Raw genomic sequence first — 13,809 nt, forward strand, 5'->3', positions numbered from 1 at the left:
CAGTGTCTGGGGTGCTTCCCACGTGGGTGGTTCAGAGTCCTCGGGCCATCTCTTGAAGGACCGCGGCGGCCGTGTCCGGGCTGGTGTGCTGCTGGAGGGCGGTGGTGAAGAGTGTGCTGCCCAGCGCATTCTGGCAGGCGGCAAGGCTTCGCAGGCATTTGCTGGTATCCGGCGACTGCAGCCGGGTGAACATGACCAGTGCGTTCGCGTACAGCGGTACCGCTTGTTCCCAGGCTTCTTGCTGCCGTGCCAGGTTGCCAAGTTGGTGGTAGACCGTGGCAGTTGCGCCCTGATCGCCGAGCTGCTGGAAGGCGTCGAGGGCCTGGGCGTAGAACACGTGGGCCTCGTCTGGTGCGTCTTCGGTTTCCGCGATCACACCCAGTAGGTGGTGAATGCGGGCGGCGGCGGCCCGGTCACGCACACGCTCGAATGTCGCGAGGGCGTCGGTGCAGAGCTGTCGGGCTTCGCCCAGGTCTCCTCGCAGGTAGGCGAGGTTGCCGAGCTGGTGGCGGACGCGGGCGATACCGACTGGATCGCCGAGTTGCTCGAAGGCGTCAAGGGCCTGGGCGTAGAACGCGTGGGCTTCGTCCGGGTGGCCTTGGGTTTGGGCGAGGTTGCCGAGTTGGCCGTGGACTCGGGCGGCGCCAGCGAGGTTGCCGAGGTCCTGGAAGGTCTCGAGGGCTTCCAGGGCCAGACGGCGGGCCTCGTCCGGATCGCCTTGCGCATGGGCGATCATGCCGAGCTGGTGCAGGGTGTGGGCAATGCCGTCGCGGTTGCCCAGGCGCTCGTTTATGTCGAGTGCCTGCCGGAAGATCTGGCGGGCCTGGTCGAACCTGCCCTGGCCTTGGAGGATCACGCCGATTTGGTGGAGGGTCGCGGTGGCGCCGGGCTCGTCGCCGACCTGCCTCTTGATCTGGAGAGACTGGCCGTACAGCTGGAGGGCTTGGTCGAGGTCGCCCTGGGCCTGCGCGAGAATGCCGAGCTGGTTGATCGTGCGGGCGGTGTTGGCGTCGTCGCGCGCCCGCCGGAAGGTCTCAAGTGCGTCGGTATAGAGCCGGCGGGCCTCGTCCGGATCACCTTGCTCGTGGGCGATCATGCCCAGCTGGCAGTGGGTGAGGGCCGCGCCGACCTGGTCGCCGAGCCGTTGTTTGATCTCGAGCGAGCACTGGTAGAAGTGGCGGGCTTGGCCGATCTCGCCCTGGCTTTGGGAGGTCATGCCGAGCTGGTGCAGTGCGCGGGCGGTGCCGGCGTCGTCGCCTAGCTGTTGGAAGGACTCCAGCGCCTGGGCGTACAGGCGCCGCGCTCCGGCCGGGTCTCCCTGCCCCTTTGTGACGATGCCGAGGTGGAGTATCCAAGCGGCTCGTCGGCGCGAGTGATCGGGGAGCTGGTCCAACGTGGTGGTGATGAGGGTGCGGGCCCGGTCCCACGCTCCGCGGTTTTGCAGATCGAGACAGGCCCTCTCGGCGGCATCGGCGGCGTGTTCAACGTCGCCGGCCTGAAGCAGGTGGTGACGGGCCTCGAGGCGGTCGTGGATATCCGCCAGCCGGTCCTGGGGCCATGTTTCGGCGCGCCATTGCCAGTAGGCGGCGGCATCACGGTGGGTCTGGCGTAGCTCGTGCTCCCGGCCGGCCTGGGACATCTGGCGGTGGAGTTCGGTGGCGGTCCACCGGTGGACGAAGACCTGGCTGTGGTGCGGGTCGGTGTGCAGCAGGCCCGTGCGGGCGCACTCGCTGATGAGCTGGTCGAGGTCGGCGGGGCGGGTCCGAGGCGGCGCGGGTTTCTGCTGGTACTGGGCAAGCAGCGGGGCGAGTTCGTCGCGCAGTGCGGAAGGCAGCGCATCGAGGTCGACGGGCTGGTCCAGGGGAATCCCGGCCGTGGTGAGCACGTCGTGGATGCGCTGGCCGGTGGCGGCGATGGCTGCGTTGGCGTTTTCGTCGGGGGCGCCGAGGTGGAACGGCAGGGCGTTGGTGTCGACGGGTTCGCGGTAGACCGCGGCGGCGTGCAGCAGTTCGTACGCGGCCGGTGACAGGCAGGCGGTGAGTTCGGGCAGCATGACGTCGTCGGCGGCCAGGGCAGCGGTCTCGGCGAGACGGGCGTCGAGCCGCCCGCTGCCGTGTGGGGGGCTGCTTGTGCCGGCGGGTGCGGGAGCCGGCGGCTGTCGGCGGCGGAGGGCTTGGGCGAGGCGGTGGGTGATGTCGGGGTAGCGGGCGGTGTTGTTGTTCAGGAGTGCGTCGAGGTATTCCAGGGCGCGGGGGTGGCCGCCGACCAGGTGCCAGACGCGGGTGAGTTCGGGTTCGGTCAATCGGTCCAGGGCGGACAGGGACCAGGCGAGTTTGAGGGTCTCGGCGTGGCTGAGGGGGCCGAGGTGTTCGAAGACGAGTGCGTCGTGGGCGTGGCCGGGCAGCGGGAAGGGGAACCGGGAGGTGATCAGGAGTCGGGTGTCGCCGGGATCCAGGACCCAGGCTGCCAGGAGACTGGCGAGATTCGGGTCGCTGATCTGGCTCGCGCCGGGTACGTCGCCTTCCTCAAGTGCTGCCGTAGCGGGGGTGGGTGAGGTCCCGGAGTCCGTGGTGCTGGCTGTGGGGGTGGCGCCGCCGGTTGTGGTGAGGTTGTCGTCGAAGTTGTCGAGGCTGACCAGGACCGGGGTGTCGGCGATGGCGTTGCGCAGGTACCTCAGGCGCTGCTGCCAGGGCAGATCGCTGCGGCGGGCCTGGAGCAGGTGCGTGTGCTGCTGCCGGGTCAGGATCACCCCCGACTCTCCGGCGCGCTGCGCTGTCTGTCCGTGTACCTGTCCCGGTCCAGGTGTTGCCGGGAGGGGAAGGAAGGGGTCGGTGATGGCGGTGAAGAAGTCGTCGACGCAGATGTCACCGGTGAGTCCGGTATGGATCCATGCGGGGCGCAAGTGCTGCATGCGCAGGACGAGTTCGGCGGCGAGCGTGGTCTTGCCGATGCCGCCGATGCCGTGGAGGACGAGCCCGGCGGTGGCGGCGGAATCGACGGTGCGGGGCCAGGCGCGTTGTTCGCGGCGTCGTCCGACGAACTCGCCTTCCGGCCGGGTTACAAGACCGTCCAGTCTGCGCCGGTGCGGGACCGTGGGGTTCTCGCTGTCGGCTCCGCTGTCCTGGCTGGAGTCGGCGTTGGCGGTGGGCAGCAGAGGCAGGGTTCCGGTGGCGGCGAGGACGGTGAGGGCGGACCATTCCTCCAGCGCGGCGATCTTGCGTTCGCGCGCGTTCGGGGAGCGGGCAAGGTCGGTCTGGACGATGCGGCGGGCCTGGGCGACGGCGTCGATGACGTCGGCGGTGGCGTGGCTGGCCAGGGCGCCGTAGATGCGGGCGAAGACGCGGGTGGCGTAGAGGTCGGTGATGGAGGTCTCGGTGGCGATCACGGCCGTGACACCGCGGGCGGCCAGGCCCGCCGCGAACGTGGGTCGTTCACCGTCGTCGGCAGCGGTGTGACAGGCCGCCAGTGCCACGACGGGGGGCGTCCGTCCTGCTGGGACAGCCTCGGTGATGAAGGTGTCGGCATCCACCAGCCGCGGTTGGCCGTCCTCGTCCTCCAGTTCCATTTGTCCAAGATCGCCGTGGCAGGACAGGTGCAGGATGTGGAATCGCTCGCGTTCCAGCGCGGTGCGGATTGCGCTGGTGGTGGCGAAGGGCACGATCCGCACCCGGGCCTTGTCCTGGCGCGCGGAGCGTACGGAGGCCAGGACATTACGCAGTTCGCGTTCGTAGTCCAGGACTTCGCCGCCGCTGCCCTCGGGCCCGGCGACCGCAACCAGGATGCGCAGCGGCCCCGGCAAGGCGGGGGGAACGTGGGCCGGGGTTCTCCGGTAGAGGGTGACGTGCGGACAAAGAGCCAGTGGCAGACCGGTTTCGGGGTGGGTGAGCGTCTCCCACGGCAACCGCCCGGCCTGCCCGTCAGCCTGCACGGCCAGCCGGACCGGTGCGTGCTCACGTTCGGCCTGCCGCAGCACAGCGGCCAGCGCATCGGCCACCTCCCCGGTGACGAACGCCTCGGCCAGCAGCCGGCCCGCCCGGTGCACGGCGGCCGCCACCGGCGCCCGGTGCGCCATCTCGCTCCCCCGGTGCACCAACCCGCCGCCAACTGCTGCGGGTGTATCTGCCGGGTCCGGCCGTGCTGCTGCGGCCCGGGCCCGGTGGGCCTCCTCCAACGCGGTGGCCAGGGCGGGCCGCACCCCGCGGTGTGCGGCCACGGCCGGCTGCGGGCCTGCTCCGGTCAGGCGCACCTGATCCGGGCCGATGTGCAGGACCAGATCGACACCGCCGGCGGGCAGCGCGGCTGCGGGCAGGGCAATGGGGGTCATGTCCTGCAAGAGAGGAACGAGGTTTTCCGTCCGGGCGATCCAGATACTGTGCTGGAGCCACCCGTCCGCACTGTTGTAGCGGGCGGACAGCACACCGATGACGTGGCCGTCGCGGGCGCGGCGGACCGGCGCACCGCTCATCCCGGGAACGACGTCCTGGGCCTTCGCACGGCCCAGGGGGACTGCGCCGTCCCGCACCGTTCCGCCTTCGCACGTGCCCCGCGCGTCCAGGAACCGGTACTCGTGTACGTCCTCGACCTCCGGTACACCGGTGATCACTACTTCGGCGCCGGGCCGCTGATCATCGGTACGGTCCCAGCCCGGCACCGACGCCGCCAGTGCCTGCTGCGCTCGGATCACCGCCAGGTCATGCACATCGTCAACCTTCACGACGGTGCCCTCGAAAGCACTCCCGCCCGCCAGCGGGTCGACCGAAACACCCGCTCCTCGTTCACCTGCTCCTATACCGTCCAAGACGTGCCAGGCGGTGACCAGTAGCCCGGGCGCGGCCTGGAAACAAGTCCCAGCCGGAGCACCTCCACGGTCCAGAACCCTCCCCAGATACCCCGGCACCACCGGGGCCGCGGCGAGGGTGCTCATCTCATGCCCCCGCAGGTCCTGAGACAGCGCCGGTGCCCGGGACGGCCGGTGCTGCGGGGTCGGCGGCCGAACCGGCAGCGCCACGGTTGTAGGTGAGCTTGACCCGCAAGGTGGCCTCACCGGCCGAGCCCGCCACAATGACGTTTCCCTGAGCGGAGAACTTCAGCCCGAACTCCACCTCCATCGCGTCCGGACGGGCCGCCCGCTGCCCCGCCCTGTCGAGCACCGCGATTGTCGAGGTAGCCACCTCAACGATCGCATTCTGAGCCCGTGCGAAGGCCTCCCGCACACTCTCCGCCGCATCACCGACCCGTGAGGTGGCCTGCGTGCCACCAGCCTGCACCGTTTCCACGAGGAGTTCCGTCTCCCCGACCTGAACCGTGATCGGCCCGCTGGCCATACGTCCCCCCACAAGCAGTACTCACCTGATGCAACAGCCCCAGCCTAGTGACACCCGAAGTGCCCAGGTCTCAGTCTGGCAGCGCGGCAGCGGGGCGAGCCCGGCAACCGGCACGTGGGACTGCTGTAGTCGTTGATGCGTTCATGCCTGGCTCACTCGCGGGCGGTCGTCTCTCCAGTACCGGCCTCTTCCGCGCTTGTGTCCTTCTCAGGCTGCATGGCCGCGCGTACATCGCCGAACAGGTTGATCGTAGTGATCCGGGGTCGCTGTCCGACACCGTTCAGCGCGATGATCGACACCAGCCCCCAGATGACGGCCACCAGGCCGGCCGCGGTGCCCCGGGCGGCCTGTCCGGTCCCAAACCACGTCATCGCGACGGTGCCCACCCCCCACAGCATCCACGTCAGCCTGGCCGCGAAGGCCCGAACGACGGTGGAGAGCACCAGCGCCAGGATGCCGAGGCCGATCCACAGGGCGTGCGCGGCCCCGGGGGTGAGCGGCAGACCGGCGGTATGGGCGTGAAGGAACCGGCTGACCGGTTCGTCGACGGTGCGCACCGCCAGACGGGCGTGGTGGCCGAGGTCGAGAGCTCCGACGGCCTGGGCAAGGCCAACCCCGATGCCGTACAGGCCGGGTAAGACGATCGGGGTCAGGCAGATCCACATCCATGCGGGCGCCTCGCGCCATTTGCCGGACAGTACGGTGTGGAGTTCGTCGGCGCGGCGGTCGATCCACTGCGCGTCCATCACGCGCAACCAGGGCTGCTTCTTGGCGAGTTCGGCGGCATGGTTCGGGGACAGGTTCGGTGCACGCAGGTCGGCGGCGAGGTCGGCCAGGGCTGCACGGGTGGTGCGCCGCAGAGCCGGGTCGTAGCCCACGACGGTGATCGAGAAGAACAGCATCGTCCAGGGGGCGGTGAACAGCCACCACCACGGGCCCCAGGAGAGGCTGGCCTGCACGCTTGCCGCGGCGCCGGCGGCGGCGAGGGCGGCGGTCAGGCAGCGCAGCGCGCGGGGGGCGAGCGTGGCGTAGGTGATGGGCAGCGGTCGGGGCAGCGTTTCGCGGCGTGCCGCCGCGCGCAGCCACGGCCACAGGCCCGCGACCAGGTGCCAGGGTTCGGCGGCCAGGACGAGCCCGGAAAGGGCGACCGGGTCGGTGATCACGATCCAGCCGGGAGCGTGCGCGGCAAGGGCTACCAGGTGGAGCGAGGCGCCGGCGGCGGCGATCAGGCAGCCGAGCGTGCGGCCGAGCAGCGTCGTGGCGGCGTGCCAGCGCTCGCTGCGCCGCACCGTGATGTCGGTGGCGGCGGTGGAGGCCGCCAGGCCCATTTGGCCGGCCACTTCGGTGCGCAGCGCGTGGCCTTGGTCGAGGAGGATGCGGGCGGTGCGCAGGGCCTGGGCCGGGTCGGCCAGGAATGCCGCCTGGTCCAAGTCCGGGGCAGGCTGCTCCGGTTGTGGTGCGGCGGCCTCTTCCTTGATGGGGCCGGCCAGGCGGAGGAGGGCGAGTTCTTCTTCCAGTTCCAGGCAGCGGCGGCGGGCGGTGGCGGCGAGTTTCTCCGCCTCGTTGCGGGCTTGGCGGGATTCGGCGAGGTCCTGTTCGGTCTGCTTGAGCTGCTCGATGGCGCTAGCGAGTTCCTCCTGGGCCTGATCGGCGTTCTCGCTCTCCGGCGAGACGGCGGCGAGCTGTTCGATCTGGACCCTCAGCTGGGCGTTGAGAGTGGTCAGCAGAACCACGAGTTCCTGAGCGGTGGCCAGGTCCTGTGCCAGGCGGTGGCTGTGGGCGTCGGCCTGGGCCAGGCGTCCGCGGCCCTCGGCGATGAACCGTGCGGCGGCCGGCGCGGCACCCGGCGGCGGCCGTCGCACGGCCAGGTCTCCGGCGGGCGGGTTGGTCGCCCGTTCCCACAGCCGGACCGCCCGCGTCTTCACCGCCTCAAGCTGGCCGGCTGGGGCGGTGGCCTCGACCAGTTTCAGCACCACGTCCATCGTCGGGACCGTGCCGGACAGGTGGTTGCCGATGCTTGAGCGGGACCAGTTGAGTTCCTTGGCCAGGTCGTCGTAGGTCTTGCCGGACTTCTCGCGCAGTTCCCTAAGGAACTCGGCTAACGCCCGCGCCTGGGGCGTCTCCGCCCGGATCGGGGCCGGTTTACGGCCCCGCTTTCCCCCACCCGCCATCCACGCCCCCATCAGCGCATTCATTTGTCCTGGACATACCCAGCAATGTCCAGAGTCGACCTGCGTGAACCCTCCGTGGGCGGTGTGGACAATTCCCGGCCGCCGCACGCTCAAGGCGTACCGCTCAACCCCAACCGCCGTTACCGGGAGCTGACCCATGCGCACCGCCGCTACTGCGAGCCACCGTTCCTCCGCCGTCCGCCACCCTGCCCGCGCCGTGCCCAGTGCCCGCCGCCCGCGCCCCAGGCACGGGGACATAGCCGTGGACACCGCCACAGCCCTGCTCGTCGACCTTCGCCAGGCGCCGGACAGCGTCCGCGGTTTGCCGCGCGGGCGCGCTTCCGGCCGCTACAGCTGCCTGGCGTGCGGGCAGGCGCTGGAGCTGTGCGGGCCCCGCGACCACGCCGACTTCACCGCCCGCTTCCGTCACACCCGCAACGAGATCGACCGCTGCCCGGCCGGCCCCGAGCACCTGGCCCGTGTGCGTGCCGCCGTCGCCGACGCCCAGTCGCTCGCCGAGCACCTCGTGGCCGCCGCGCCCGGAGTGCGCATCCAGGCGGCGGTGACCGCCACCGGCGCGCCGGAGGTGATACCGGTGCTGGCGCTACGGCTGGAGGCCCCCTCCGGCGTCGGCGTCATCCACCTCCCCCACGGCGACCTGAGCGACGACCAGGCCGACCGGATCCTGGCCGGCGGAGACACCGTGACGCGGCAGTGGGTCCTGTTCGACCGCCATGACGGCGCCCACTACCGCGCGGCCGGCCAAGTCCAGGTCCGGACCCGCCGACAGGACCAGCGCATCGACAAGATCAGCCCCACCTCCGGCCAGCGGCGTCTGGCCCAGGCCCAGCTCGCCGTGGCCTGGCGCGACAACGGCACGCTGCTGCTGCCCTTCGGCGGCCACCCGATCACCTACCCGCCCCGGGCCGGAGAGGACTGGAGCGGATCGGCAGCCTCCTGGCAGCGGGACTGGAAGATCAGCCAGCCCAGGCCCGCCGACGGCGCCGCCTGGTGGGGCCTGCTGCCCCTGCCCCTGCGCGCCCTGGCCGCCCCCGCCCTGCTGGGCGCCGCGGTCACCGCGATGGCCGACCTGGAAGCAGCGCAGTCCGGCCGCGAGGCATACCGGCGCGGCAAGGCCCGCGAACGCTACGCCCAGCAGCAGACCCGGCTCGTCCCCGCCCGGCCGCAGCAGCTCGCCCTCCCGCTTCCCGCCGACACCGCCACCTCCCCCGACAGCACCATCTCCGCCGCGGACCAGATTCCCCAGCTCTCCACCCAGACCCCGGCAGCTGCCGGTCTGGCGCCCGATCCCGGACCCGCCGCCGCCCCGGAAAGCCGACCGCGCCGGTGGCGGCGCTGGCGCAGGCTCCTGGCCCGGCTGCGCCTCCGCTGAAGCGCCGAGCCGGCATCCCGGCCCCCGGCGCAGTGCCGGGGGCCGGGATGCCGGCACACGTCCGGCCGCTCACGCGCGGTGATGTCCGGCGCCATCGCCACCTGGACCGTGGCGGGCCGTACGGGAACAGCGGATCGAAGACCCTCGGCCGGTACACCGAGGCGCCATGACCTGACCGGGCGGCTGACGCAGCCCGCGCGCGGCACGAGCGCGCCGTAGGCCGCCCCGCACAGTCCGTGCGGCGGCATGGGCAGGCGTCCCACCGTAGATACGCCAATCGGCTTGCACCACACGGGATATGGGCCTCATTCTGGCCAGTTCGCCAGAATGAGGCCGGAGAGGCAGGCACGAACCCGCATGGACATCAAGACGCTCGAGGAGCTGCAGGCCGCCGACGAGCGCGCCCTGATCTTCACTCCCCTCGGGCTCGGCCTGATGACACCCAAGGACGCCGCCGACTTCCAACAGCGGGTGATCGCCGGGCTGCAACTGGCCGACGACGTCGCCGAGACGACGCGGCAGAAGTTCGAGCAGCTGCGTGCCGCCTTCAGCCACGGCGTGCTGTGCTACGAACTGTTCACGCTCGTCGCGGACGCGGCGCAGCTCGCGCTGGAGCAGGCGCTCCGTGACCGGTTCTGCGCCCACCACCGCGGGCAGGTCGTCGCTGTCCGGGACCGCAGGAGGCGTGAACACCGGATCACCATGACCAGCCCGACCGACTTCTTCGAGAAGATCAGGGACATCCGCGGCCCGGAGATCCGCATGGGCGCCGCCCGCGACTGGATGCCGTTCAATGGCATGCTCACCGGCCTGCTGACCTGGGCACGCCGGGAGGGACTGCTGCGCGGGCAGCGCAACCGGAATCTCGAGCCGGTCCGCAAAGCGCTGCGGAACATCGTCGCGCACGGGACGTACCACCTGGACACCCCGGTGGAAGCCGCCAGAGCGCTGTCCGACCTCGCGGAGATCATCAACCACCTGTGGGGACATCCGACACCAGGAGGCCGGCTGTATCCCGCGCCGCTCAGTCGAAACGTGGTCGCCATCGGCTGGAGCGACAACGGTGAGAAGACCACGGTCGGCTACGCCGACCAACTGGCCGAGGCCCGCGCCGAAGAGGGGTTCACCTACATCCTGGTCCGCGCCGTGTTCTGCCCGGGCGAAGTCACCGACCCCAATCTGCTGGAGTTCGACGCACGCAGCGCGACCACCGCCTTCCCCTCGCAGTACCTGTGGGGCCCCGGGTCTGGTGAGGAAGCCATCGTCTGGCTGGCCCGCCATCAGCCCGAGTCCGATCTGTGCGACTACCTCGACCAAGTCGTCCTCGTCCGAGTTCATGACAGCCACATCAGCCTGCCTCTGTATCCGGGCGTCGCAGCCGGACTCCCGGCAGCCGAGCAGCGCGGCACCTGGCACGCGTTGCGCGTCGACCGCGGCCTCGACGCCCTCGCCCACCTCCGGGCCCTCACCGACGCCGCGGCGGCACACACAAAGGAAGGGGAATGCCAGGCGTGCCCCGTGGATACGCTCGCGACCGGGGACCTCACGGCAGCAGTGAAGGCAGCGCGCGGCGCAGGCGCAGACACAACGCCACTGCACGTCCCGGACGTACGCACGCCCTTCGCACACTGGCTTGCGGGTTCGGCGACCTGACAAGGCGTCCGGCTACAGACGATGTCCCCTCCACACGCTGGGCCCTTGCGCGCGGGCTTAGCCTCGGACGGGCCGGGGCCCGCCCGAGACGGCAGATCAGCGCGTTGGCCAGGAAGCCGCGCCGACGGCGAGCGCGCACAACGGCAGCAGCGCGGCTACCGCTCGCCGCAGCGTCCGCCCGGTGGGGCGGTCCTGCAGCGAGCACTCGAACCCGCCCACCCGCAGCCGCAAGTACGGCCGCGCCGGTGTACCGCTCACCGGTACGCCTCCGCCACCCGGACGCCGGCCGCGTGACCGGTGGCCTGGGCAGCGCGGCGGCGCACAGCCTCCTGGCCGAACCGCTTAAGCCGTCGCCGCACCCGTTCCCCGAGCGCGAAGGCATCCGCTCCCGGCACCGCCGCAGCTGCGGCCTCGGCCCACGTGCCCTCACCCTCCAGGGCCAGGTAGGCGCGAAGCACCTCGCGGTCCTGTGCAGACAGCAACGCCTCCACGCGCCGCTGAAGCTCGCCGGGCTCCGCGCCCAGCACCGCCTCCTCGGGGTCCAACCCCGACGGCGACCAGGCCGGCAAGGTGCGTGCGCGGTCGTGGACGTACGGGTCGGCGGGGTCGATCAGCACGATCCGGCGGCCGGCGACCTGGCGCCGCGTGAGCAGACCCGCCTCCGGGCCCGGTCCGGCGACCGCTTCCCACAGCCGGGAGCGCAGCTCGCCGTCCCCGTATGGCCGGTCCTCCAGCTCGCTGCGGGCCGTGACAGCGTTCGCAAGCTCGGCGAGCAACTCGGGGTGGCCGACCGGCCCGGACGGCCTCGTGCCGTCGGCGTCGGTGATCCAGTCGACCAGCCAGTGGCGGCGCAGCGCCTCCAGATGTGCCTCCCGGTCGGGCAGGCCGATGGCGGCGCGGGAGGTGAGCACCGCGGCGGACAGCGAGCGCATCGCCGCGTAGATGAAGCCGGTGCCGAACTGAGCGACGTGCTCCCACAGTTCCAGCGCGTCCTGGCCGGGCACCGGCTCGGTGACCTTGCGGGCGTAGAGATTGACCCCGGGCGCGGGCAGTTCGCCGACCGCTGCCGCGTCGGAGGCTGCCGCCGTCGCGGGGTGCCGGGCCCCAGCCTGGTCATTGAGCCGTTCCCGCCTGCGGCTGACGTCGGGTGTGGCGAAGACCGGGAGGTAGGCCGGCAGGTCGGCGACGGGAAGCCACCACGGCTCCGCTCCCCGCGCGCTGCGGGTGAGCAGGCTGCCGGTCGTCCGCGCCGCGCGATGGGCCAGACGCGCCGCCGGGAGCAGGCCCCGGCCAGGCTCGGCATCGGCGGGAAGAGGCTGGGGAGTTGGAGAAGCGGTCGCCACGGGATTCCTCCTGCTGTGCGGTGCGGCACTTTTCACTGGTAGGCGACGAGCCGCACCGCGAACGGCAAAAAATCTTCCGCGGCTTCGCGCCCGTGGAATGAGTATGTTGATGAAGGGCATCAACGACTGTCGATGAGTTCCAGCAACGGTCGGGCGGTTTCGGAGCTGGAAATGTCGATGAGTTTCAGCAACACCTCAGGAGGGCCGCCGATCCCGTGACGCAGTGCGCTTGCTCTCGGGCTTCGGGCGGGTCACACCTCCACCCCACGACCTACGGTATGCACATGAAGGAACGTTCAAGCGAAGTGCCGACCGACCTCTATCCAGAGTTGGCTGAGCCGGGCGGCTTGGGAGAAGCGTTGGCTCGCGAAGCGGCTCGCCGCGGGCGCGCTGTCGGCCCCATGGAACCCGTTGAGGGGTTCGCCCCAGCAGTCGCCGCATGCCGTGTTCGGGGAAAGTCGCGGTTCGCGGTATATGCGACCAACGACGACGAACGCGAGTTCCGCATCGAGATCTCCGCGGACTCCGGATGGCTCTGGGGCGCCTTCGGCAGCACCGATAGCCTCGCGGTGGTGGCCGCCATCCTGCACGAATGGTGTGAGGGCGCATCGATCGGTCAGCTGCGCCGCGAGTGGACGCTCCTCGCGGATGACCCGCTGAAGGCGGCACCGCCTGGAAGGGTCGTGTCGACCGCCTGGCGACTGACCTTGGAACGCTCGCGGGTGATCAGGCTTGGCGACGCCGAACTTGCCGAGGCTCTTTATGCCCAGCCAGCCCTGCGTGTCTTCTTCCCGTGGCCGTCGCACGGCCAGTTCAGCCTGCTCAGCAGCACCGCGGATCCGTTCCACAACGAGCTTCCGCGTGTGATTCCGACAATAGACGGGCTGTGGGATGTGGTCGCAGAGGGATCTACGCAGACACCGTCACGTGTGCTCGGTGCCCGCCTCAGCGCCAGCGAGGCCGCAGCGCTGGTGGCGGCGAACATTCCCGCAGGCAGCGGCCCGGCCATCGAGGGAGGTTGGCCGGAGCGCGAGAGCACCGCCTGACCTTCGATCGTACGAACCTGTACCATCGACGGATTTCGCCGCCTGGTTGGCCGCCATCTCGTCGGTGGCCCGACAGGCCGTGGCGTTCTGTCAGGTAGCGGCGTACTTCCCGGCTTTGCTCCGGGTGTGAGCGAGTCGGTAGGAGTCGGTGCCGGTCTCGATGATCGTGCCGTTGAAGGTGAGCCGGTCGACGATCGCGGTGCAGAGCCTGGGGTCGGTGAAGGTTTTGGTCCAGCCGCCGAAGGATTCGTTGGAAGCGATGGCGATGGCCTTGTTTTCCTCCCGTTCCGTCAACACCTGGAACATCAACTCGGCGCCGTGCCGGTCGAGTTCCATGTAGCCCAGCTCGTCGATGCATAAAAGATCGACGCGCCCGTAGCGGGCGATGGTCTTGCTCAGCTGTTTGTCGTCCGCGGCCTCGACCAGCTCGTTCACGAGCTTCGTCGCCAGGATGTACTTCACCCGGAACCCGGCCATCGCCGCTTCGGTGCCCAACGCGATCAGCAGGTGCGACTTGCCGGTGCCGGAGTCACCGATGAGGCAGAGCGGCTGTGCCTTCTTCACCCACTCGCAGGTGGCCAGGGTGTGGATCACGGCGGGGTCGATGTTGGGGTTGGCGTCGAAGTCGAACTCCCGCAGCGACTTCTGCCTCGGGAACGCGGCGGCTTTGATCCGGCGCTCGGAGCGGCGTCGTGCCCGGTCATCGCACTCGGCCAGCAGCAGCTCGGCGAGGAAGGTGAGGTAGGACATCTGCTCGCGGGAAGCCTGCTCGGCCAGGTCGGGGAACTTTGCGCGGATGGTGGGCAGCCTCAGCATGCGGCAGGCGCCGACCACGGCGGTCTCCGCTGCCTGCTCGCTCATCCGGTGACGGCTGGGGGT

Annotated in this window: 9 protein-coding genes; 3 read left to right on the top strand and 6 right to left on the bottom strand. The window is 70.6% G+C overall.

Going from position 1 to position 13,809, the window contains the following annotated elements; genetic code table 11:
• Window positions 1-31: 31 nt before the first annotated feature.
• From ADL12_RS30285 to ADL12_RS30295, 3 genes are all read right to left on the bottom strand, one after another.
• A complete protein-coding gene (locus ADL12_RS30285) occupies window positions 32-4,924 on the bottom strand; it encodes a tetratricopeptide repeat protein (protein ID WP_079052363.1) in 4,893 nt (1,630 codons plus the stop codon).
• Between the two features lies 1 nt (window position 4,925).
• A complete protein-coding gene (locus ADL12_RS56945) occupies window positions 4,926-5,324 on the bottom strand; it encodes a CU044_2847 family protein (protein WP_062707394.1) in 399 nt (132 codons plus the stop codon).
• A gap of 152 nt (window positions 5,325-5,476) precedes the next feature.
• Window positions 5,477-7,495 carry a helix-turn-helix domain-containing protein gene (locus ADL12_RS30295; RefSeq protein WP_159053338.1) on the bottom strand — a complete coding sequence of 673 codons (2,019 nt, stop codon included), beginning with the start codon at window positions 7,493-7,495 and terminating at the stop codon, window positions 5,477-5,479.
• 262 nt (window positions 7,496-7,757) lie between these two features.
• Between ADL12_RS30295 and ADL12_RS30300 the strand changes: the two genes are divergently transcribed.
• The gene (locus tag ADL12_RS30300) at window positions 7,758-8,888 is read left to right on the top strand and encodes a hypothetical protein (protein WP_062707401.1); all 1,131 of its coding nucleotides are present in this window, start codon (window positions 7,758-7,760) and stop codon (window positions 8,886-8,888) included.
• Window positions 8,889-9,245: 357 nt separating this feature from the next.
• Window positions 9,246-10,541 carry a hypothetical protein gene (locus tag ADL12_RS30305; RefSeq protein ID WP_062707404.1) on the top strand — a complete coding sequence of 432 codons (1,296 nt, stop codon included), beginning with the start codon at window positions 9,246-9,248 and terminating at the stop codon, window positions 10,539-10,541.
• 96 nt (window positions 10,542-10,637) lie between these two features.
• Here the strand turns inward: ADL12_RS30305 and ADL12_RS54325 are convergent, their stop codons facing one another.
• Together ADL12_RS54325 and ADL12_RS30310 are read right to left on the bottom strand one after the other, a co-directional pair.
• Window positions 10,638-10,799 carry a hypothetical protein gene (locus ADL12_RS54325; protein ID WP_159053339.1) on the bottom strand — a complete coding sequence of 54 codons (162 nt, stop codon included), beginning with the start codon at window positions 10,797-10,799 and terminating at the stop codon, window positions 10,638-10,640.
• The gene (locus ADL12_RS30310) at window positions 10,796-11,884 is read right to left on the bottom strand and encodes a hypothetical protein (RefSeq protein ID WP_062707407.1); all 1,089 of its coding nucleotides are present in this window, start codon (window positions 11,882-11,884) and stop codon (window positions 10,796-10,798) included. The genes ADL12_RS54325 and ADL12_RS30310 overlap by 4 nt, the downstream gene beginning before the upstream one ends.
• A gap of 284 nt (window positions 11,885-12,168) precedes the next feature.
• On the opposite strand from ADL12_RS30310, the gene ADL12_RS51160 reads away from it, so the two are divergent.
• Window positions 12,169-12,930 carry a DUF6193 family natural product biosynthesis protein gene (locus ADL12_RS51160; protein WP_159053340.1) on the top strand — a complete coding sequence of 254 codons (762 nt, stop codon included), beginning with the start codon at window positions 12,169-12,171 and terminating at the stop codon, window positions 12,928-12,930.
• A gap of 90 nt (window positions 12,931-13,020) precedes the next feature.
• Here the strand turns inward: ADL12_RS51160 and istB are convergent, their stop codons facing one another.
• Window positions 13,021-13,791: an IS21-like element helper ATPase IstB gene (gene istB / locus ADL12_RS30320; RefSeq protein ID WP_062707413.1), complete on the bottom strand. Its 771-nt coding sequence runs from the start codon at window positions 13,789-13,791 to the stop codon at window positions 13,021-13,023.
• Window positions 13,792-13,809: the final 18 nt, after the last annotated feature.

This window comes from Streptomyces regalis, from assembly GCF_001509475.1.
GTDB lineage: Bacteria > Actinomycetota > Actinomycetes > Streptomycetales > Streptomycetaceae > Streptomyces > Streptomyces regalis.

Excerpts from the sequence above, each read along its gene's own strand:
- ADL12_RS30285 (WP_079052363.1), bottom strand. The coding sequence starts at position 4,924 with ATGAGCACCCTCGCCGCGGCCCCGGTGGTGCCGGGGTATCTGGGGAGG.
- ADL12_RS56945 (WP_062707394.1), bottom strand. The coding sequence starts at position 5,324 with ATGGCCAGCGGGCCGATCACGGTTCAGGTCGGGGAGACGGAACTCCTC.
- ADL12_RS30295 (WP_159053338.1), bottom strand. The coding sequence starts at position 7,495 with ATGGCGGGTGGGGGAAAGCGGGGCCGTAAACCGGCCCCGATCCGGGCG.
- ADL12_RS30305 (WP_062707404.1), top strand. The coding sequence starts at position 9,246 with ATGGACATCAAGACGCTCGAGGAGCTGCAGGCCGCCGACGAGCGCGCC.
- ADL12_RS51160 (WP_159053340.1), top strand. The coding sequence starts at position 12,169 with ATGAAGGAACGTTCAAGCGAAGTGCCGACCGACCTCTATCCAGAGTTG.
- istB (WP_062707413.1), bottom strand. The coding sequence starts at position 13,791 with ATGAGCGAGCAGGCAGCGGAGACCGCCGTGGTCGGCGCCTGCCGCATG.